The sequence below is a fragment of the Serratia proteamaculans genome, assembly GCF_004684015.1.
Lineage (GTDB): Bacteria > Pseudomonadota > Gammaproteobacteria > Enterobacterales > Enterobacteriaceae > Serratia > Serratia proteamaculans_F.
The window spans coordinates 130,763-151,085 of sequence record NZ_SRIA01000019.1 but is presented as its reverse complement, the minus strand read 5'-3'; the positions used below and the strand labels follow the sequence as shown (position 1 = coordinate 151,085).

Below are 20,323 nucleotides of genomic sequence, written 5' to 3'. Positions count from 1 at the left end.
ATTTGTCATAGTCGGGCGCGGGGCGGCCAAACTTTCGGAATTATTAACCCTGTTCGCCATCGGACGCTTGTCAGACCTGCTTGGTTAATAGTCTTATAAAATAAAGCGTTACATATTAACATGGTAGGTAATAGCTATTGATATGATTGATAAGTATTATCGTTTGCTTTATTGTTATCGGCTGCTTATCAGCCCCAGGCGGCCGTCTGACACACCGCTATGGTCATCGTCGTAACAGGTATCCGAAATAATGAGCGTATCCACCGATCCTCTGTCTGACGCCAAGGGACAACCCGACGTCAACGTTATGGGGCGTTATCACCATATTCTCCGCCACCGTTTATTGATGATGGGGGTGTTGGCATTGGCAATTTTGGGTTCGCTGCTGCTGGATTTTACCCTGGGGCCATCCGGACTTTCGTTGTCCACCCTGTGGCAAACCTTGATTGACCCTGCGGTGGCGGATGCCGGTACGCGGGTAATTGTCTGGGATATCCGTCTGCCTTACGCCTTGATGGCCGTGGTGGTGGGCTTTGCGCTTGGCCTGGCCGGGGCAGAAATGCAGACCATCCTGAATAACCCGCTGGCCAGTCCCTTTACCCTCGGTGTTTCTTCTGCCGCCGCTTTCGGCGCGGCACTGGCCATTGTGCTGGGGATTGGCGTGCCGGGCATTCCTGACCAGTGGTTTATTTCCGCCAATGCGTTTATTTTCGCTTTGTTTGCTGCACTGATGCTGGACGGCATTACACGCTGGACGCGGGTTGCCACCTCTGGCGTGGTGCTGTTCGGTATTGCGCTGGTGTTCACCTTTAACGCGCTGGTCTCCATGATGCAGTTTATTGCCAGCGAAGACACGCTGCAGGGGCTGGTGTTCTGGACTATGGGCAGCCTGGCGCGGGCCTCCTGGGACAAACTGGGTATCCTGCTCGGGGTATTTGCCGTGCTGCTGCCGTTGTCGATGATGAGTTCGTGGAAGTTGACCGCGCTGCGTCTGGGTGAAGATCGGGCGGTGAGCTTCGGCATCGACGTGCGCCGCCTGCGCCTGACCACCTTGCTGCGTATCAGTATTCTCTCCGCATTGGCGGTGGCATTTGTTGGCCCGATTGGTTTTATCGGCCTGGTAGCGCCACATATCGCCCGCATGATTTTCGGTGAAGATCATCGTTTCTATCTGCCAGCCAGTGCGTTGATTGGCGCACTGGTGCTATCGATGGCTTCTGTTGCCTCTAAGAACCTGATCCCGGGGATCATCATTCCGGTCGGCATCGTCACCTCGCTGGTGGGTGTGCCGTTCTTCCTGAGTATTATTCTGCGTCATCGGGGAAATGTATGAGCCAGGGATTGCGTATCGAGCATTTCTCCGCCGGTTATCCGAAGCGTCAGGTGATAAGCGATCTGGCGGTGCCAATGTTGCCACGTGGCCAAATCACCGTGCTGCTGGGGCCGAACGGCAGCGGCAAGTCGACGCTGCTGCGCGCGCTGGCCGGGCTGAACCCGGCACAGGGGCAACTGTGGCTCGATGATATCGATCTGATGCAGATGCCCTTTACCCGCCGGGCCGAGAAAGTGGTGTATTTGCCGCAATCGTTGCCTGCCGGAGTGCATTTGCACGTGCTGGAGTCGATCATCGTGGCGCAACGCGCCTCGGGCGGCCGCAGCAATGCAGGTAGCGAGTCGGAAGTTATGGCATTGCTGGAACAGCTTGGTATCGCACATTTGGCGTTGAGCTACCTCGACCAGCTTTCCGGCGGCCAGAAACAGCTGGTTGGCCTGGCGCAATCACTGATCCGTCAGCCTTCGCTGTTGTTGCTGGATGAACCGCTGAGCGCGCTCGATCTCAACTACCAGTTCCACGTGATGGATTTGGTGCGCAAAGAGACGCGTAAACGCAATATCATCACTGTGGTGGTGGTGCATGACATCAATATAGCCCTGCGCCATGGCGATCATGTGTTGATGCTGCAGGACGGTGAATTGATTGCCGACGGTGCGCCGGAAGGGGTGATCACGCCACAGAGTCTGGCGCGGGTGTATGGCGTTCGCGGGCGTATTGAGCGTTGTTCGCAAGGCACCCCGCAGGTATTGATCGACGGGTTGGTGAACCAGCCGGTAGTTTGAATTGTTATTAGAAATGGTCAGGCCCCGAATTCGGGGCCTTTTTTATCGCATCAGAAGTTATAGGTCATGCCGACGGTATAACGGCGGCCATCGAGCGTGGTGTTGTAGTGGTCGTAATCCACGGTTTTGTCGAGGATGTTGTAAACCCCGCCGGTGACCTGCAGGTTCTTGTTGGCCTTATAACTCACACCGGCATCGACAAAGGTGTAGGACGGGGTGCTCTTGGCCATTGAAGTGCGGCTGAGGTACTCAGATGTTTTGCTGCGGAAGTTAACGCGTGACCACAGGCTGACGTCGTGAGTGGCTTGCCAATCCAGTACGCTGTTAATCATATGTTTTGGCATCTGGTTCAGCGCCTGGCCCTGGAACTCCCCACTTTTCTGTTCGGATGAGGTATAGGTGTAGTTGGTATTCCACTTCCAGTCTTTACTGATCTGCCAGCCAAAGGTGGTTTCCACGCCGCGCATATTGGCTTTATCCACGTTGGTACGGTCACTGATAAAGTCGTATTGTTCACCGCCAATGTTACAGTCCGGGGTCTCTTCACAGCGTCTGACTTCGGTGATCTTGTCTTTGAAATCGGTGTTGAACAGGGTTACGCCAGCGTTCAGGCCTTGCTGGTTATCCCACATCACAGCGATTTCTTCGCTCAGGCTTTTCTCTGGCTGCAGATCCGGGTTGCCGACAATAATCCCTTTACGTGAGCCACCGCCGGTAACCTGACCCCAATTGGCAGAGGATTGGCGTAGATCCGGCGAACGGTAGCCGGCAGAAACGCCGCCTTTCAGGGTAAATTGTTCGGTCAGGTGCCAGACGCCGTACATGCGCGGTGTCCAGTGGTTGCCGTAGTTTTGGTCCTGATCCATACGGATACCGCTGGTCAGGCTGAAGTCATTGGTCATCGCCCATTCGTCTTCGGCAAACAGCGCCCAACTCCAGCGAGTCAGCTGGTTCAGGTCTTTAGCCGCCGTAAGCTGGTTACCACTGTCGGCCAGTTTTTCGTAACGGTACTGGCCGCCCAGGTTCAGCATGTGGGCGCCCAGTTCAAATTGGTTCTGGGTATTGAAGATGGTGTTATACATCTTCATATTGCGGCCCGGGTTATTGGTTTCTTCACGCTGGATGTAGCTGCTGGTATTACCGAAGTCGTAATAACCGTTATGCGTCAGGGCATAGTTGGTGCGGGTATACTTGCTTTCGCTGACTTGGTTTGAGGTGCATTTTCCTTTGCTGCAACGCTCAGCTGCCACCGACATTCCCGGCGTGCTGTTACGGTCCTGCAGCGAGCGGCCAACTTCAAAGTCGAATTCGTTTTTATCATCCGGTGTCAGGGTAAACACCGCGGTGCCGCTGCGCATGCGCTGTTCGTTGAAGCCGTTGACGATTTTGTCTTCGGCACGGCGCGACAGCAGGCCGTTGACCCGCAGGCCCAGCAGGCCGTCAATCAGCGGGCCGGAGGCGTAGGCGTTGGTCTGGAAGATATCGCCGGAAGCGCTGCGTTCCTGGAAGGTGGCGTCACCATGCAGTGAACCTTTCCATTCCGTTCTGGAGGTCTTGCGGGTGATCACGTTGATCACGCCGCCCATGGCGTCAGAACCATAAAGAGAAGACATGGGTCCACGCACCACTTCAATGCGTTCAATGGCTTCCAATGGTGGCAGCCAACCCTGTTCGATGCCCGAGTTATCGCTGTTCGGGCGGGTGCCACGGGTGTCCACGCGTTTGCCATCGACCAGAATCAGGGTGTATTTGGAGGACATGCCGCGGATGCTGATATCGCTGCTGCTGGCCCCGCCGGTCACCACCACGCCCGGCACGTCTTTCAATGCATCGGTGATATCGCGGTAGGCCTTGTCTTCAATCTGCTGACGTGGGATCACCGAGATAGAGGCGGCGGAATCCTGGATTTTTTGCTGGAAACCCGAGGCGGTAACCACCATGGTGTCCTGTGCGTCATTCTGGGGTGCGGCGAACGTACTGGCGCTGCCGAGTGCTGCAATAATCAGTGCGGTGAGCTGGTTATAACGTGGCTTTTCCATGAGGCAAACCTTTCCTGGTCTGATGTAAATCGACAAAGTGTCGTTTTAACTGTTTGAATAATAAGTAGAAGCGGAGCCTCGTCGTTGCGAGGTTCGTCGTTCCGGCAGTATTTCGTCAGGCCATTGTAAGGATTTCAAACAAAATGTAAACGCAAATGATAATTCGTATCATTTGTATAATTGAAAAAGGAAAGGGAAAGATAACCGCATGAATTAAAGGGAAAACCGGCGCAGCAGGGCGCGCGCCGGGGGGAATCAGCGTTTCTGGATGTAGGTAATTGCCAGCGCCAGGGCCAACACCAGGCCCTTGATAATGTCCATGGCGTAGTAGGGGACCGAGAGCATCACCAGGCCGTTTTGCAGCACGCCGAGGATCACCGCACCGACCAGCGTGCCGAGGGCGTTGGGCTTGCCGGAGCCGGCCAGCGAAAACCCAATATAGGCGGCGGCGACCGCATCCATCAGATAACCGCCGCCGGCGTTCACCTGGGAAGAGCCGATACGTGACGCCAGCAGAATGCCACCAAGCGAGGCCAGCAGCGCTGAAATGACATAGGCGGCAACCCTGTAACGTACGGTGCGAATCCCCGACAGGCGTGCCGCTTCCGGATTACCGCCGATGGCGTACATGCGGCGGCCATGCTTGGTCAAGGACAGGAACAACTGCACGACAAGGGTGACTGCCAGCATGATTAGCACGATCACCGGTACCTGGCCCAGAGACGAGAAGATGTCCGGGATCAGGCCTTCCGCCATGTCGCCGTTCGGCAGCAGCATATTTTGGGTGATGGAGCCGCCGTAGCTGTAGGTCATCGCCACGCCCTGGATCACAAACAGGCTGGCCAGGGTCGCCAGCATATCGGGGATTTTCAGCACCACGATCAGGAAAGCGTTGAACAGACCGACCAGCGTGCAAATCAGCAACGTCAGCACTATTGCGCCGGTCGTCCCGAAGCCGTACCAGACAAACAGCGAAACCACCAGGGCATTAGCCAGCGAGGCGGTAGAACCGACGGAAAGGTCAAAACCGCCGACCGACAGTGAGATGGAGACCCCGATGGCGATCACCGTGACGATGGCGATTGAGCGTAATATATTGATGATGTTGTTGGGATCGAGAAAGTTGTCCGACGCCAGTCCGAACAGGGCGATCAGCGCGACAACCGTGAGTAACATCCCCCATTTGTAGAGAAACTCAAACAGCTGATGGCGCCAGGGTTGCGCATTCTGCAGGGATAATTCTTTACTCACGCTGGGGTTCCTCCGGTGGAATACAGTAATAGGGTTTCTTCATCAATCTCGGCGGCGTCAAGTTCCGCCACTACCCGGCCATCCCACAGCACGCAGATGCGATCGCATAAACCGACCAACTCCGAAAACTCGCCGGAAGCATAGATAATGCCTTTGCCGTCGCGTGCCAGGCCGTCGATCAGGGTGAACAGCTCCTGTTTGGCCTTGATGTCCACGCCCTTGGTCGGCTCATCGAAAATCAGTACTTTGGCATCGCCGCGTAACCATTTGCCAATGGCCACTTTTTGCTGGTTGCCGCCGGAAAGCCTGGCCAGCCGCTGCTGTGGGCCGGAGGCGCGAATATTCAGGCGCTGCATGATATCCCGCGCCCAGCGCAGTTCCTGGCGACGGCTGAACAGGCTCCAGCGTGAAAAGCTGTCGTCGGCGCTGACGCTCAGGTTCATCGGAATGGCTTCATCAATAAAAATGCCTTCTTTACGGCGCTCTTCCGGCACCAGCGCCAGCCCTTGCTCAACGCTGAGGTGCGGCGCACGCGGGGCCCAAGGTTTACCCAGCAGCTCGCCTCGTTCAACGCGTGCCGGCGTGGCGCCAAACAGCGCCTTGCACAGTTCGGTTTTGCCCGCCCCGGCCAGCCCGGCAATGCCGAGGATCTCGCCCTGATGCAGCCGCAGGCTGACGTCGCGCAGTTTATGGCGATCGTGCAGGCCTTCTACCTGCAACAACGGACGGGAACCGTGCGGTGGGCGTGGTGGTGGGAAGATATCGTCTAACCGGTGGCCGAGCATTTTCTCGACTATCTGCTCACCGCTCAGACCCTGCATGGCATCTTCGCTGACATGGCGACCATCGCGCAGCACCGTCAGGCGGTCGCAAATTTCGCTCAGTTCATGAATACGGTGTGAAATAAACACCACGCCGATGCCTTCGGACTTAAGGCGGCGCACCACGCGGAACAGGCGTTCGCTTTCGGCGCTATCGAGCGGGGCGGTAGGTTCATCGAGCACCAGGAAACGGCAGCGGTGGGACAAGGCTCGCGCCAGCAGCACCTGCTGTTTTTCCGCCAGCGTGCACTCGGCCAAGCGTTGGCGCAGGTTAATGGTCAGATCCAACTGGGCCAGTAACTGCGCCGCCTGGCGGTACAATTGCGCCCAGTTCAGCAAATACCCCGGCTCGTTCAGCCAGTCGAGCATGATATTTTCCGCCACCGACAGCGTGGGGATCAACGCCACATCGACTTCCTGCTGCACTACGTGGATCCCGTGACGGCGCGCTTGTAGCGGTGAATGAATATCCACTTTTTGCCCGTCGATAAAGATCTCGCCGCGGTAATGATGGTGCGCGCCGGAGAGGATCGCCATCAGCGTGGATTTGCCTGCGCCGTTAGCGCCGACCAGTGCATGGGTGGAGCCGCCCTGCAGGGTGAAGTCGACGTTTTGCAGTGCGTTGAAGCCGGCAAAAGCGATCGAGATATTGCGCATCTCGAGGCGTGAGGGCGTAGTGGTTGGCATAGTGTGATTAAAGACGTTTAGGTGTTTAGATGGCTAAAGTAATCCTTTTTTAACACAGATTATAATTTTCGCAACAAACTAAATGGCATAACTGAGATGAAATTGATTTTTCGCCGCTGAGGACTCCCGTTCAGTGTCAGTGATAGCACTGAACGGGGCTGTGAAATCGCGCGTTTGGCAACGCGATGTCTGATCAGAAGGTGGTGGGGGTATGGGCGCTGACGATGCGGCAGACGCGCGCCGAGGTATTGCTGAAACTGTGGGGAATACCGGTGTTGATGGCGTAGCTCTGACCGGCGGTCAGGCAGTGAGTCTGGCCGTTGATGGTCAGCATAATCTCGCCTTCCAGCAGGGTACCGATCTCCTCGCCCTGGTGCTTGATTTTCTCGCCGGTGGTGGTGCCGGGTTGGTAGGTTTCCAGCATCATCGCCAGATTGCGGGTTGGGTTACCGTTGTGCACCAGCTTCATCGAGACGCCCTGGCTGCCAATCTCAATCAGATCTTCGGCCTCGATCACCACCTTGGGTTCCTGAGCGGCCTCAGGTTCGGCAAAAAATGCAGACAGCGACAGCCCATAGACCTTCAGCAACTTTTGCAGCGTACTGATGGCCGGACTGACCTTATCCTGCTCGATGGTGCTGATGGCGCTGTGGGTTAACCCGGACAGTTCGGCGACCCGGCGCTGCGACAAACCCAATTGCAGACGGATCTGTGACAGGCGCTTACCCGGCGCCAAGCTGACTTCGCTCATAGTGGTGCTTCCTTGTGGTAGGGACGACAGGCAGAAATGAATATCGGTGTCAGATGCCTGTCCGAGTGAATTCGACACGGCATGATATCGGTAGTTGTGACCAATTTGGAAAATATATTGCCCATGACCACCCCCGTTCTGGCGGACGAAATTCTATACATAAAAAGGCAGTTAACACCTTTTCGGTCAATATTTTATCAATTTAGCAGTCGGTGGCGAATAATCAAACAGGATTGTAACATTTGCAAACCATTTGTGTTAAGGCTATGTTTCATATTATGGATGTTATTTTGAGCGCCAGTTCTGGCGCAGTCTACAGAGAAATCAGACCATGTGTTGAACCTATCGGCAGGTGAGCGCGAACGCGTTCTCAGAGCATAATGGCGGGTGATGTATGCAAACCAATATCGCAGCAGTTGAAAATTTTGCACAGCATAATGAAGAGAGGCGAAGTAGCGCGTTCCAACGTGAGGTTGCTCATTATTTGGAACGCCACCCCTCAACGCAGTATATCGATATCCTTCTCACTGATCTCAATGGTTCCTTCCGCGGTAAACGCATCCCTGTCTCCGGACTGAAAAAATTGGAAAAAGGCTGTTACTTCCCCGCCTCGGTATTCGCTATGGATATTTTGGGCAATGTGGTGGAAGAGGCGGGCCTGGGGCAGGAACTGGGGGAGCCGGATCGCGTTTGCATGCCGGTGGCCGGTTCGCTGACGCCGTCAGCGGCGGACCCGGATAATATCGGCCAGGTATTACTGACCATGCTGGATGAAGATGGCACTCCCTTTGACGTTGAACCCCGTAATGTCCTGAACCGAGTGTGGCAGGCATTACGCCAGCGCGGCATGTTCCCGGTGGTAGCGGTAGAGTTGGAGTTCTATCTCATAGACAGGCAGCGAGACGCCGAGGGGTATTTACAGCCTCCCTGCGCGCCCGGTACCCAGGATCGCAACATGCAGAGCCAGGTTTACTCGCTGGATAACCTGAATCATTTTGCCGAAGTGCTCAACGACATCGACACGCTGGCGCAGATGCAGGGCTTACCGGCGGACGGTGCGGTGGCGGAGGCCTCACCCGGCCAGTTCGAGGTGAATCTGCAGCATACCGATAACGTGTTGCTGGCCTGTGACCATGCGCTGGGGTTAAAGCGACTGGTACGCATGGTGGCGGAAAATCATCATTTGCACGCCACCTTTATGGCAAAACCCTATGAAGAATACGCCGGCAGCGGCATGCACGTGCATATCAGCATGCTGGACGGCAACGGCAACAACCTGTTCGCGCAAGCGGACGGCGAAGACTCACCCTTGTTACATCGCGCGCTGGCCGGGATGATCACCTTAATGCCCGCCTCGATGGCGCTGCTGGCGCCCAATGTGAATGCTTTCCGTCGTTTCCAGCCGGGCATGTATGTGCCGACCCAGGCTTCCTGGGGACACAACAATCGCACCGTTGCGCTGCGCATTCCCTGCGGCGAACCGGAAAATCATCGGGTGGAATACCGTGTGGCGGGTGCCGATGCCAACCCTTATCTGGTGGTGGCGGCGATACTGTCAGGCATTCTTTACGGTCTGGACAACGAACTGCCCTTGCCTGAGCCGGTGACTGGCAACGGGCTGGAGCAGGAAGGGCTACCGTTCCCGATCCGTCAAAGCGACGCGTTGTATGAATTTGAACACCAGCGTGAACTGACGCAGTATCTGGGCGAACGTTTCACCCACGTTTACCATGCCTGTAAGATGGATGAATTGATGCAGTTTGAGCGACTGGTGACGGAAACCGAGATCGACTGGATGTTGAAAAATGCCTGAAGGGGCGTAAACTGAACGCCATAAACTTGATATACGGTCGTAAAGATAGCGGATTAATTCACCTGTAAGGGTGGTTTTCCGAACGATCGCAAAAAGAATTTGTGTAACAGGCCTTCCTGATCTTGTCATCAGGAGGGTTTCTGGTGCAAAATATCCCTAATGCAGATAGCCGACGTTTTAACGCGTCGGTTATTTTTTTTGCATTTGTGTTTTACAAACTGTGCGTTTCATACACCAAGCGAGGCCGGACACCGATCCGGATAGATAAATAGTTTCGTGCGCGATCAAATAAAACTTTATGGTCGTGACTCATGAGGATAAGAAAGATGGGGCAATTTTTCACTTTAGCACCGGTGCCCGCCGGTTTCCGCTGCGGTCGCAGCGATTATGGAGCAGCCAAGGCCGCCTTGACTCGTTATCCAGCTTCCAATCCCCTTCTTTTTGAATTCAGTCGCAAGTTGCGAAGTTTCCCCGCAACCTTAAGTCTTGGCGTGTCTACGCTCCGCAAGACCGAAGGTAAGGGGGGGCTGCGTCATGTCCGATAACATCATCAATGCCGCTCCGGCTGAACGCGCACAGCTGCGTAAAACCCTGACTTTAGTTCCGGTAGTGATGATGGGGCTGGCTTACCTGCAGCCAATGACCATCTTCGATACCTTTGGCATCGTATCCGGCCTGACCGATGGTCACGTCGCCACTGCGTACGCTTTTGCTCTGCTGGCGGTACTCTTTACTGCCTTGAGCTACGGTAAACTGGTGCGGAAATTCCCGTCTGCCGGTTCTGCCTATACCTATGCCCAGAAAGCCATCAGCCCGCACGTCGGCTTTATGGTGGGTTGGTCATCACTGCTGGACTACCTGTTCATGCCGATGATTAACATCCTGTTGGCCAAAATTTACCTGGAAGCCATTTTCCCGGGCGTGCCTTCGTGGATTTTCGTGGCGGCACTGGTGGCGCTGATGACGCTGTTCAACCTGCGCGGCATCAAGCTGGTGGCGAACCTGAACTCCATTATCGTGGTGGTGCAGGTGGCGATCATGATCGTCTTCCTGTTCCTGGTCGTGAACGGCATTTCGCATGGTGAAGGTGCCGGTACGCTGATCAGCAGCCGTCCGTTCTGGTCTGAGGGTGCGCATGTGGTGCCGATGATTACCGGTGCGACCATTCTGTGCTTCTCGTTCCTCGGTTTTGACGGCATCAGCTCGCTGTCGGAAGAAACCAAAGACGCAGAGAACGTGATCCCGAAAGCCATCTTCCTGACGGCGTTGATTGGTGGTGTCATCTTTATCGTGGTGTCCTACTTTGTACAGTTGTACTTCCCGGACATTTCACGCTTTAAAGATCCCGATGCGTCCCAGCCGGAAATCATGCTGTACGTGGCCGGCAAGTTCTTCCAGTCGGTGATCCTGGTGTTCTCTTGCGTGACCGTGCTGGCTTCAGGCATGGCATCGCACGCCGGTGTTTCGCGTCTGATGTACGTGATGGGTCGTGATGGCGTATTCCCGGAGCGTTTCTTCGGTTATGTGCACCCGAAATGGCGTACCCCGGCACTGAACGTGCTGCTGGTCGGCGTGATTGCCTTGTCTGCGGTTTCGTTTGATCTGGTTACCGCAACGGCGCTGATTAACTTCGGTGCGCTGGTGGCGTTCACCTTTGTGAACCTGTCGGTGATCTCGCAGTTCTATATCCGCGACAAGCTGAACCGTACCGTTAAAGACACCTTTAACTACCTGATCCTGCCAATTATGGGTGCGCTGACCGTGGGTGCGCTGTGGCTGAATCTGGAAGCCAGCTCAATGACGCTGGGCCTGGTGTGGGCGGCAATTGGCCTGATCTACCTGGCCTTTGTCACGCGCAGCTTCCGCCTGCCGGTACCCCAGGCTAGCGAAGACGTAGCCTAAGTTTTAACAGCTTTGTGCATTAAAAAGGGCGCCTCGGCGCCCTTTGTTGTTTTTGTCAGCCGACCAACTCTTTGCCGTATTCAAACAGCGCTTTCAACAGCGCAGTTTTTTCTTGGTCGCCTTCATGCAGGTTATACAGCGACTCCAGTTGCAGTACGTAGCTCTGGACTCGTTCGGCGCTCAACACTTCCTGGCGATGCTGTAACCAGCGGCGTTGCTCGGCGTCATCGAGCGTATTGGGGTAGTTGCGGGCGCGGAAGCGGAACAGCAGCTCTTTCAGGCGACTATCATTGAAGGTCAAATCCAGCGCCGGCAGGTTTTGTGGTTTGGTTTGCTGGATAATCTTCATCGCTGCTTTATCGGCATCGCTGAAGAAACCATCGTACAGCCGTGCATCGACATCATCAGAACCCTTGAAAGGCTCGGCGTCGGCGAACAGGGCGACCACTTTTTCGCGCACTTGCGGATGCTGGCGCAGCAGTTGCAGGTTTTGCAGGCAGGCCTGACGATCGATCCCCAGCCGCTCGGCGTTTTCCGGCAACAGGGTTTTCGCCGGTGCCAGCACCGGACATTTGTTGATATGGACCAGTTTGATCGGCACCGGCGCTTGACCAGGGGCCAGATCCTCACGGCGGGTATACAGCCGCTGACGCAGCTCGTCGGCGCTCAGCGTCAGCAATGGCGTCATATCACCGGCCAAATCGCACATGATCACCGCGTTCTTGTTGTCCGGGTGCCAGGCCAGTGGCGATACCCAACTGGTGTTGCCACGTGCTGCACCGAACATGCCGGAAACGTGAACCAACGGCGTCATTTCTGCGATATCGATCAGCGCGTTCAGTTTATGTTTGTTGCGGTGCTGCAACAGAAAATCAAACAGCCGTGGCTGCGCCTGCTTGACCAGTTTGGCCATGGCAATGGTGGCGTAAACGTCCGACATGGCGTCGTGGGCATGTTCATGTTCAACGCCGTTGGCGCGAGTCAGATGCTCCAGACGGAAGCTGGGGAAGCCATCTTCGTTCTCCGGCCAGACGATGCCGTCCGGGCGCAGCGCATAGCAGGCACGCATAACGTCGAGCAGATCCCAGCGTGAGTTGCCATTCTGCCAACTGTAGGCATAGGGATCGTAGAAGTTACGGTAGAAAATATTGCGACTGACTTCGTCATCAAAGCGGATATTGTTGTAACCCAAAATGCAGGTGCCGGGCACGCTGAATGCCTGATGAATTTGCCGCGTAAACTCGGCTTCGTTAACGCCTTTGGCCAGGGCCAGTTGCGGAGTAATACCGGTGATCATCACCGCTTCGGGATCGGGCAGGTAGTCATCGGCCGGGGTGCAGTAGATGACCAGCGGCTCTTCGATGATATTGAAATCCATATCGGTACGCACGCCGGCAAACTGCGCCGGGCGGTCCATCGATGGGCTTATGCCGAAGGTCTCATAGTCGTGGATGTAGAATGTGGCCGGTACCTTGCTGCTCAAAATCGCATCTCTCACGTGCGTGGGGAATATCCCCTATTGTAACGGCGAGATGCCTGATGCCAAGCGGTCGTTAGCGTTAATCGAAGAAATGCGCGGTATTACGCACTGCGGTAGTAGTCCAGGCGCAGGTGAAAGTAGGGCCGTAAATAATCGGGCACCTGTTGTTCGGCATTGGCGGCATCGTTGACAGCTATGCCATAGCGTTCGTTATAAATCACGCTGAGGGCCAGTAAATCGACTTCAATTTTTTCACGTTCTGCTTGCGGTAAGCTATCCAGCTTTCGACCCATATTATTCTCCCTGTCAATCAAAGGGCATCATAGGATCCTTAGCCGCGCTTGTCCCTACCCCTTCTGGGGGGATTTCACAACGTGGACGACTGGGCTTGCAGGCTGTGGCTTGGTGCCGTTGCACCCTGAACATGTTGCGAGTACCTGGCCGTAAATTCCTGCTGACTTTGTCGCTCCGCACGTTCATAGGCTTGATGGGCCGAGAAAATACCCCCGATCACCGCCAGCCAGAAAACGCTGCACAGGACCAGGACGCCCAACCAAATTTTTTGGTTATAGCTCATAAATACTCCTGATGAGAAAAGGTAATAACATTCACCAGGGAATTAAATCAGAGTTAATATCAATGTTATGTCAACGGACTTGTTTATTATGGGCGGTTTCTTATTAATGTGTTACCAAACGCCTTCATGATGTTTCAAGATATTCCTTAAGATAATATTAAGAAAAGATAAATAGGTGCCACTGAGTTTTATTTAGTATTTGTTTAATTATCTCCACATACAATCAGCAACATTCAATACCAATGTGGATACGTATTATGAAAACTCTGCTGTTAACCGGTGCTACCGGCTTTCTTGGTGGTGCAGTGCTCGAGAAGTTACTTAAAGAAAATCAGTCAATTAACTATCTTCTGTTAGTGCGAGCTGAAAATGCACAGCAGGGACTGGAACGTATTCGACAGAATATGGAAAAGTTTAATATTGATGCTGGTTTATTTTCAAAGATCACGATAGAAAATATATTGTTGGGCGATTTAAGTGAGCCTGCTAATTTTTTAGCGGACACACGAATTAACAATGTAACGCACGTTATTAATTGTGCTGCCGTCGCGTCATTTGGCAATAACCCTCTTATTTGGAAGGTGAACGTCGAAGGCACGCTGGCCTTTGCCGAGAGAATGGCGCAGGTGTCTGGATTAAAACGTTTCCTGCATGTAGGCACCGCAATGTCCTGTGCACCGGAACCGGGTTCTCTGGTGGCGGAAAGCGGTGAGTTTGAAGAAACCGCCGAGCATTTGGTGGAATATACCCGCTCCAAATCGACCATTGAACAACTCATGCGCCAACGCTGCCCGCAGCTGCCGCTGGTGATTGCCCGTCCTTCGATTGTGGTGGGGCATACTCGCCTAGGTTGTCAGCCTTCCAGCAGCATTTTCTGGGTGTTCAGCATGGCGCTGATGCTGCGCAAGTTTATGTGTTCACTGCAGGACAATATCGACGTGATCCCGGTGGATTACTGCGCCGATGCGTTGGTGATGCTGTTGAACAGCGAAACGCTGGATAATGACGTTTACCATATCTCGGCCGGCGAAGAGAGCAGCGTCCGTTTTGCGGATATCGACCGTGCCATTGCCGCCGCGCTGGAAAAACCACCGCTTGGCGATCATTACGCGCAGGTCAGTTACGAAGCGCTGCTGAAAATGCGTAAACAACTGAAGGATATTTTCGGGCCTTGTAACGAACGGCTGATGCTCAAGGCGATGCGCCTGTATGGCTCTTTCGCCATGCTGAACGTGCGTTTCAGTAACGATAAAATTCTTAAGTTGGGCATGCCGAAACCGCCGCGTTTTACCGACTACATCGACTGTTGCGTACAGTCGACCCGTGGTTTGTCGATCCAGCAGCAAATGGTGGTAGATTTCAAATAACAGGCTGGCGAATTACCAGGACGAAGATGACCAGAACACGCGGCCCAATACCACCAGTTGGTCTTTGCGCTGCGGATAGCTCAGGTGTTCGTCCTGGTATTCCTCCCGGTTCAGGGAACGAATAATAACGCCGCCGTCAGGCTGCTCGATCAACACTTTTACCCGCAGCAGATTGCCATGACGGATAGCGTAGGTTTTGCCTTCGCGAATACGGATGTCATCGGTATTAATCCCCACCACATCACCGTCTTGCAGACGCGGTTCCATGCTGGAGCCGGAAATGCGGATGATGCGTGCGGCATTCACCGCCACCCCCATCTTGTGCAGATAGTAGCGACGGAAGATCAGCGAAAATTCTTCGCGATCGACGATTTCATAGCAGCCGTCGCCGGCAGAGAAATTGATATCCAGCAGGGGAATTTCCACAAACTCTTCCTTGTCCTGTTCGGTGTCTTCCCATACCACCGGCTTGAGGCGGGCAGGTTGAAAATCCGACTCTGCCGCTACGTCGTCAAACGGGCGCACCAGTTGTTTTTCATGGAAAACGTCAAACCAGCCCTTGGGCAGGTTCAGCTTGGCCTCGATCCGTCTGGCGAGGTTATCCCCCAAATTGCGGGAAGACTTTTCACCGCTGATTTGGCTCAGCGTCGGCGAAGAAGACTCTACCAGCAGCGCAAACTCGCTCTGGTTGACACCCTGTCGGGCATAGCTGGCCATCAGCTCGCGCAAATTATTGCGTCTTATTTCTTTGGTTTCCATCGTCGGATGATCGCACTGTTTAGCAAAAAGGTAAATATTGCTATCACTAAATATTTCTTGCTTTAACTTTAGCAATTAGCTAAACATGAACGGGTGGACAAGGTCCGCAAAGGCATTGTAGGGTCGCTGTATGTTGCGGCCACTTGAGCGGGACGGATCCTGCAATGACTGTGGCACGTGAGTTTAACCAACAAGGAATCGATTATGTTCAGTATGGATTACAACAGCTACCGTTCGGTAGCCAGCTTTGGCCACCGGGTGCGTTTTCTGGTGCTGCATTACACGGCGCAAAACTTTGCCGATTCGGTGCAGTCGCTGACCGGCAAGTCGGTCAGTGCCCATTACCTGGTGCCGGATCCTGAAGATCAAAGCTATCAGGCGGCCGGTTTCAGCGGGGTGCGCATTTTCAACCTGGTCGATGAAGTGGAACGCGCCTGGCATGCCGGGGCCAGCCAGTGGGGCACTCGCAATAATCTCAACGATACGTCCATTGGTATTGAGATCGTCAATCTGGCCAGCGGCGATGGCGAAGACATTAGCTTCCCGCCGTTTAACCCGCAGCAGATTGCCGCGGTCAGCCAGCTGGCGCAGAACATTCTGCAACGCTATCCGGACATCACGCCGGTCAACGTGGTGGCGCATTCCGATATTGCACCGGGCCGCAAAAGTGACCCTGGCCCGCAATTCCCATGGCACCAGCTGTATTTGGCCGGCGTGGGGGCCTGGTATGACGAAGCGGTGAAGCATCGTCACCAGCATGAATATCAATGCCAGGGCCTGCCTGCACAGCCCGATCTGCTGGCGCTGTTCGCCAAATACGGTTACGACACCTCGGCAGCGACCAATGCCGAAGGCTATCGCCAACTGGTACGGGCCTTCCAGCTGCATTTCCGTCAACGAAAATATGATGGAGTGATGGACGTGGAAACCGCCGCCATTTTGCGTGCGCTGGTGGATAAATATGCCGCTTAACGTCTGACTGCGGATAGGGGACGCCTTATCCGCCTTTTCTCTGCCTGCCTTCCTCCGCTAAACTGATATCCTTTCTCGCCATCGATAACGGGATGCATTGTGCGCCTCGACAGAAAAATATCGCCGTTTGAACGTCTGACTTACCGCCATTACCGCATTGTGCATGGTGTGCGCATTGGGCTGGCGTTTATCCTGACCTTCCTGCTGATCCGCCTGCTTGAAGTGCCGGAAGGCACCTGGCCGTTGATTACGCTGGTGGTGGTGATGGGGCCGATTTCATTCTGGGGCAACGTGTTGCAAAGGGCGCTGCAGCGTATTGCCGGTACGGTGTTTGGTGCCGCCTCCGGTCTGATTGCCCTGTATCTTGAGCTTTATTCACTACCGCTAATGCTGGCGTGGTGTGGCGTTGTGATGTTTTTCTGTGGTTACCTGACACTGGGCAAACGGCCTTATATGGCATTGCTGGTGGGCATTACGCTGGCGGTGGTTTGTGGCGCCGGTGCCGGTGATATGCATACCGCGCTGTGGCGCAGTGGCGACGTGATTTTTGGCTCATTACTGGCGCTGTTGTTTACCAGCATTTACCCGCAGCGGGCCTACATTCTGTGGCGCATGCAAATGGCCGATTGCCTGCAAAGCGCGGGCAAGATCTACGGCGCTTACCTGTCCCCGAATATGATCGAAAGGCCCCGGCTGGAGCCGCAGCTGAAAGACTTGCTCAATCAGGTGGTCAAATTGCGCGGCCTGATTGTGCCCAGCAGCAAAGAAACACATATTCCCAAAGCAGTATTCGAAGCGGTGCAGACACTGAGCCGTAATCTGGTGTGTACGCTGGAGCTGTTGGCCGACGCCTACTGGGCCTCGCGCGAAACCCATTTTATTATGCTGAATGCCAAAACCCTGCGCAGCGCGCAACTGTTGACGCTACGCTCATTGGAAGCGCTGGCGGAAACCATGCGTAACGGCCCGCAGGCGCAGCAGGCGGTGGCGGCAGGGCAACTGAGTGAAATTGCTGCCGAGCTGAAAACCCTGATGCAGGAGGCCAGCGTCAGCCAGCATGGTGAAGCCCCTATCTACGGCTACGTCTGGCTGAGCATGGAACTGACGCAGCAGTTGGAAGAACTGGGTGACCTGCTCAAGGTGTGTACCGCCGGTGAGCGTGAATAGGGGGCCAGATCATGAAGCAGGCGCTTCGGGTTTTTGTCGCGGCGGTAAAGTGGGTAAGATAGGGCGATGAGTGTTGTGTCAGAGCGCCACAAACCTGTATCTTGGTCTCATTGTGGCCGTAAGCCAATGAATCTGTGTATTACTAAAGCAAGGGTATGAAGATGGAAAATGCAAATAAGCCGAGTTTCCAGGACGTTCTGGAGTTTGTGCGTATGTTCCGACGTAAAAATAAGCTGCAACGCGAAATTATCGACAACGAGAAGAAAGTCCGCGACAACCAAAAGCGCGTGCTGCTGCTCGATAACCTGAGTGAGTACATCAAGCCGGGCATGAGCATTGAAGATGTTCAGGGCATCATTGCCAACATGCGCAGCGACTATGAAGATCGCGTTGATGACTACATCATCAAAAATGCCGATCTGTCTAAAGAGCGTCGCGAACTGTCCAAAAAGCTGAAGGCTATGGGCGAAGTGAAGTAACCGTTTTTATCGGGCCAGGCGCTCGCTTGGCCCTTTTAATCAGTCCCTCAGTTATTCCCCTTTACCGTACATATCAAAATCAAAGTATTTATCGTTCACCTTCTTATAGGTGCCGTTGGCGATAATGGCTTTCAGCGCCGCGTTGAAGGCATCAAGCAAGGCGCGGTCCTCTTTACGCACGCCAATGCCATCGCCAATACCAAAATATTTGCTGTCGTTCAGTTCCGCGCCGGTAAAGGCAAAATCCTTGCCGCCGGGCGTTTTGAAAAATTCGCTGGCACTGACGCTGGCCAGCAGCGAAGCGTCCAACCGGCCGTTGGCCAAATCCTCATTCACTTCCTGTTGGCTCTGATAGGCAATAACGTTGACCCCGGCCTGGCGCCACATTGCGTTCGCATAAGCTTCCTGACTGGAGCCCTGCTGCACGCCAATCGATTTGCCTTTCAGCGAAGCCGCCGTGGGCTGCAGATCGCTGCCCTTGCGGGCCACCAGGCGTGCCGGGGCGTTAGACACCTTGTTCGAGAAGGAGATCTGCTTTTCGCGCTGCGGCGTAATGGTCATTGACGAGGCGATGGCGTCAAACTTTTTTGCCTGCAACCCCGGGATCATCCCGTCCCAGCTGCTTTCGACCCAAACGCACTTTGCCTGCATCTCATTGCACAGCGCCTGAGCGATATCCACACCGAACCCGGTCAGGGTTCCTTGCGCCGTTTTGTACTCCAGCGGCGGAAAGGTGGGGTCTATGCCCAGCTTAATCACCTTGCCGCTGAACTCCCCGCCAAAGGCGGTGAAACTGAACGCCAGTGGCAGCAATAAAACCAGGCTACTTTTTGTTTTCATTATGTTTTCCTCAGCGTTGTGGTGTGCAAAAAGGGATTAAGCCAGGAAGCGTTCCGCCAGCTTGACCCAGTAAGTGGCGCCAATCGGCAGACACTCGTCGTTAAAATCGTAACCGGCGTTATGCAGCGAGTTGCCGGGCGAGCTTTCCCCGTTGCCAATCGAGATATAACTGCCGGGGCATTTTTCCAGCATAAAAGCGAAGTCCTCACTGGCGGTAAACGGCCGCAGCGACGGGATGAGCTGTTGTTCACCCGCCCAGTCCAACGCCACCGAACGTGCCAATTCGGTTTCCGTCGTGTGGTTTACCAGCACCGGATAGCCATGCTGGTAATCAATTTCTGCCCGGGCGCCAAAACTGACGGCTTGCGCTTCTACCAATGCGGTAATGCGGTTTTCCAGTCGTTGCCGGACATCAGCATTCAGTGCGCGTACGCTCAGCGTCATGGTAGCGGTCGAGGGGATGACATTGCTTGCAAGACCGGCCTGGATCGCGCCCACAGTCACAATCGCCGTTTCCTGAGGATCGATATTTCTGGATACGATGGTCTGCAGGCTCATCACTATGGCGGCACAGACCACCACCGGATCAACGGTGTGCTGCGGCACCGCGCCATGGCCGCCGTGACCATGCAGGATGATGTTGACCGTATCGGCCGAACACATAAAAGGGCCGCTGGCAAAGCCCAGTTGGCCGACCGGGAAGCCGGGCACGTTATGCATGGCGAACACCGCGTCGCAAGGAAAACGCTCGAACAATCCGTCTTCCATCATTACTCTGGCACCGCCGCCACCTTCTTCCGCCGGCTGAAATATTAGCTGCAATGTGCCGGTAAAGTCAGAGTGCTGCGCCAGATAACGCGCCGCCGCCAGCAGCATGGTGGTGTGGCCATCATGACCGCAGGCGTGCATCACGCCGCTGTGAGTGCTGGCATAAGGCAGTTCGCTGGTTTCCTCAATCGGTAACGCGTCCATATCGGCCCGCAGGCCAAGAGATTTCCCCACGCCGCGCTGCAGGGTGGCGACAACCCCGGTTTGTCCTATGTGGCGCGTGACCTGATAACCCCACTCGGTCAGCAGCTTTGCAACCAGATCGCTGGTGGCAAACTCATTGAACCCCAGTTCTGGATGCGCATGAATATGGTGGCGAATGGCGGCCATTTCGTGATTAACGGCGGCGATTTCGGGTAAAACAAGCGAATTGTTCATCGCGGTATCCAAAGTGAATTTTCGATTCCCGAGGCGATCGATAACCGGGAACAAGGTACTTCGGAGACTAACAAACAACCTTTTGCCCGGGGAG

Annotated in this window: 18 protein-coding genes; 8 read left to right on the top strand and 10 right to left on the bottom strand. The window is 54.7% G+C overall.

The genetic code is table 11. The features are described 5' to 3' along the window. Positions 1–250 precede the first annotated feature (250 nt). Positions 251–1,333: a FecCD family ABC transporter permease gene (locus tag E5C26_RS16395; RefSeq protein WP_135317271.1), complete on the top strand. Its 1,083-nt coding sequence runs from the start codon at positions 251–253 to the stop codon at positions 1,331–1,333. Further along, entirely contained in the window at positions 1,330–2,118 is a 789-nt protein-coding gene (locus E5C26_RS16390; RefSeq protein WP_135317270.1) for an ABC transporter ATP-binding protein, read from the top strand. The genes E5C26_RS16395 and E5C26_RS16390 overlap by 4 nt, the downstream gene beginning before the upstream one ends. A gap of 50 nt (positions 2,119–2,168) precedes the next feature. Here the strand turns inward: E5C26_RS16390 and E5C26_RS16385 are convergent, their stop codons facing one another. The 4 genes from E5C26_RS16385 to puuR form a co-directional block, all read right to left on the bottom strand. Further along, positions 2,169–4,157 carry a ligand-gated channel protein gene (locus E5C26_RS16385; RefSeq protein WP_135317269.1) on the bottom strand — a complete coding sequence of 663 codons (1,989 nt, stop codon included), beginning with the start codon at positions 4,155–4,157 and terminating at the stop codon, positions 2,169–2,171. A 255-nt stretch (positions 4,158–4,412) separates the two neighbouring features. After that, positions 4,413–5,408: an ABC transporter permease gene (locus tag E5C26_RS16380; RefSeq protein WP_135317268.1), complete on the bottom strand. Its 996-nt coding sequence runs from the start codon at positions 5,406–5,408 to the stop codon at positions 4,413–4,415. Next, positions 5,405–6,916 (bottom strand): sugar ABC transporter ATP-binding protein, encoded by a 1,512-nt coding sequence (locus tag E5C26_RS16375; protein WP_135317267.1) that lies wholly within the window; start codon positions 6,914–6,916, stop codon positions 5,405–5,407. Before E5C26_RS16375 ends, E5C26_RS16380 begins: the two co-directional genes overlap by 4 nt. Positions 6,917–7,109: 193 nt before the next feature. Continuing rightward, complete coding sequence (gene puuR, locus E5C26_RS16370; RefSeq protein ID WP_135317266.1) at positions 7,110–7,667, bottom strand: HTH-type transcriptional regulator PuuR; 558 nt, start codon at positions 7,665–7,667, stop codon at positions 7,110–7,112. A gap of 394 nt (positions 7,668–8,061) precedes the next feature. Here puuR and E5C26_RS16365 point away from each other — a divergent pair, with 394 nt between their 5' ends. Together E5C26_RS16365 and E5C26_RS16355 are read left to right on the top strand one after the other, a co-directional pair. Then, positions 8,062–9,480 carry a glutamine synthetase family protein gene (locus E5C26_RS16365; RefSeq protein ID WP_135317265.1) on the top strand — a complete coding sequence of 473 codons (1,419 nt, stop codon included), beginning with the start codon at positions 8,062–8,064 and terminating at the stop codon, positions 9,478–9,480. A gap of 534 nt (positions 9,481–10,014) precedes the next feature. Next, a complete protein-coding gene (locus E5C26_RS16355) occupies positions 10,015–11,382 on the top strand; it encodes an APC family permease (protein ID WP_135317264.1) in 1,368 nt (455 codons plus the stop codon). A 55-nt stretch (positions 11,383–11,437) separates the two neighbouring features. Here the strand turns inward: E5C26_RS16355 and sbcB are convergent, their stop codons facing one another. The 3 genes from sbcB to E5C26_RS16340 all read right to left on the bottom strand — a co-directional run bounded on the left by sbcB (position 11,438) and on the right by E5C26_RS16340 (position 13,439). Next, positions 11,438–12,865: an exodeoxyribonuclease I gene (gene sbcB / locus E5C26_RS16350; protein WP_135317263.1), complete on the bottom strand. Its 1,428-nt coding sequence runs from the start codon at positions 12,863–12,865 to the stop codon at positions 11,438–11,440. A gap of 98 nt (positions 12,866–12,963) precedes the next feature. Beyond that, positions 12,964–13,155: a DNA polymerase III subunit theta gene (locus E5C26_RS16345; RefSeq protein WP_135317262.1), complete on the bottom strand. Its 192-nt coding sequence runs from the start codon at positions 13,153–13,155 to the stop codon at positions 12,964–12,966. Positions 13,156–13,229: 74 nt separating this feature from the next. Beyond that, positions 13,230–13,439, bottom strand: coding sequence for a hypothetical protein (locus E5C26_RS16340; RefSeq protein ID WP_135317261.1), 210 nt, complete (start codon positions 13,437–13,439; stop codon positions 13,230–13,232). Positions 13,440–13,696: 257 nt separating this feature from the next. On the opposite strand from E5C26_RS16340, the gene E5C26_RS16335 reads away from it, so the two are divergent. After that, positions 13,697–14,806, top strand: coding sequence for an SDR family oxidoreductase (locus E5C26_RS16335; protein WP_135317260.1), 1,110 nt, complete (start codon positions 13,697–13,699; stop codon positions 14,804–14,806). A gap of 12 nt (positions 14,807–14,818) precedes the next feature. Here E5C26_RS16335 and E5C26_RS16330 read toward each other — a convergent pair whose 3' ends face one another. Then, the gene (locus E5C26_RS16330; RefSeq protein WP_135317259.1) at positions 14,819–15,565 is read right to left on the bottom strand and encodes a S24 family peptidase; all 747 of its coding nucleotides are present in this window, start codon (positions 15,563–15,565) and stop codon (positions 14,819–14,821) included. A 204-nt stretch (positions 15,566–15,769) separates the two neighbouring features. Between E5C26_RS16330 and E5C26_RS16325 the strand changes: the two genes are divergently transcribed. The 3 genes from E5C26_RS16325 to tmaR all read left to right on the top strand — a co-directional run bounded on the left by E5C26_RS16325 (position 15,770) and on the right by tmaR (position 18,183). Next, complete coding sequence (locus tag E5C26_RS16325) at positions 15,770–16,537, top strand: N-acetylmuramoyl-L-alanine amidase (protein WP_135317258.1); 768 nt, start codon at positions 15,770–15,772, stop codon at positions 16,535–16,537. Positions 16,538–16,636: 99 nt separating this feature from the next. Next, positions 16,637–17,704, top strand: a complete 1,068-nt coding sequence (locus tag E5C26_RS16320) for an FUSC family protein (protein ID WP_135317257.1) — start codon at positions 16,637–16,639, stop codon at positions 17,702–17,704. Between the two features lie 161 nt (positions 17,705–17,865). Next, entirely contained in the window at positions 17,866–18,183 is a 318-nt protein-coding gene (gene tmaR, locus E5C26_RS16315) for a PTS system regulator TmaR (protein WP_012145924.1), read from the top strand. A gap of 51 nt (positions 18,184–18,234) precedes the next feature. On the opposite strand, the gene E5C26_RS16310 is transcribed toward tmaR, so the two are convergent. Together E5C26_RS16310 and E5C26_RS16305 are read right to left on the bottom strand one after the other, a co-directional pair. Beyond that, on the bottom strand, positions 18,235–19,023 hold the full coding sequence (locus E5C26_RS16310) for an ABC transporter substrate-binding protein (protein ID WP_135317256.1): 789 nt from the start codon (positions 19,021–19,023) through the stop codon (positions 18,235–18,237). A gap of 36 nt (positions 19,024–19,059) precedes the next feature. Continuing rightward, positions 19,060–20,229, bottom strand: a complete 1,170-nt coding sequence (locus tag E5C26_RS16305; protein ID WP_135317255.1) for a M20 aminoacylase family protein — start codon at positions 20,227–20,229, stop codon at positions 19,060–19,062. Between the last annotated feature and the right edge of the window lie 94 nt (positions 20,230–20,323).

Excerpts from the sequence above, each read along its gene's own strand:
- E5C26_RS16395 (WP_135317271.1), top strand. The coding sequence starts at position 251 with ATGAGCGTATCCACCGATCCTCTGTCTGACGCCAAGGGACAACCCGAC.
- E5C26_RS16390 (WP_135317270.1), top strand. The coding sequence starts at position 1,330 with ATGAGCCAGGGATTGCGTATCGAGCATTTCTCCGCCGGTTATCCGAAG.
- E5C26_RS16385 (WP_135317269.1), bottom strand. The coding sequence starts at position 4,157 with ATGGAAAAGCCACGTTATAACCAGCTCACCGCACTGATTATTGCAGCA.
- E5C26_RS16375 (WP_135317267.1), bottom strand. The coding sequence starts at position 6,916 with ATGCCAACCACTACGCCCTCACGCCTCGAGATGCGCAATATCTCGATC.
- puuR (WP_135317266.1), bottom strand. The coding sequence starts at position 7,667 with ATGAGCGAAGTCAGCTTGGCGCCGGGTAAGCGCCTGTCACAGATCCGT.
- E5C26_RS16365 (WP_135317265.1), top strand. The coding sequence starts at position 8,062 with ATGCAAACCAATATCGCAGCAGTTGAAAATTTTGCACAGCATAATGAA.
- E5C26_RS16355 (WP_135317264.1), top strand. The coding sequence starts at position 10,015 with ATGTCCGATAACATCATCAATGCCGCTCCGGCTGAACGCGCACAGCTG.
- E5C26_RS16345 (WP_135317262.1), bottom strand. The coding sequence starts at position 13,155 with ATGGGTCGAAAGCTGGATAGCTTACCGCAAGCAGAACGTGAAAAAATT.
- E5C26_RS16340 (WP_135317261.1), bottom strand. The coding sequence starts at position 13,439 with ATGAGCTATAACCAAAAAATTTGGTTGGGCGTCCTGGTCCTGTGCAGC.
- E5C26_RS16335 (WP_135317260.1), top strand. The coding sequence starts at position 13,697 with ATGAAAACTCTGCTGTTAACCGGTGCTACCGGCTTTCTTGGTGGTGCA.
- E5C26_RS16330 (WP_135317259.1), bottom strand. The coding sequence starts at position 15,565 with ATGGAAACCAAAGAAATAAGACGCAATAATTTGCGCGAGCTGATGGCC.
- E5C26_RS16325 (WP_135317258.1), top strand. The coding sequence starts at position 15,770 with ATGTTCAGTATGGATTACAACAGCTACCGTTCGGTAGCCAGCTTTGGC.
- tmaR (WP_012145924.1), top strand. The coding sequence starts at position 17,866 with ATGGAAAATGCAAATAAGCCGAGTTTCCAGGACGTTCTGGAGTTTGTG.
- E5C26_RS16310 (WP_135317256.1), bottom strand. The coding sequence starts at position 19,023 with ATGAAAACAAAAAGTAGCCTGGTTTTATTGCTGCCACTGGCGTTCAGT.
- E5C26_RS16305 (WP_135317255.1), bottom strand. The coding sequence starts at position 20,229 with ATGAACAATTCGCTTGTTTTACCCGAAATCGCCGCCGTTAATCACGAA.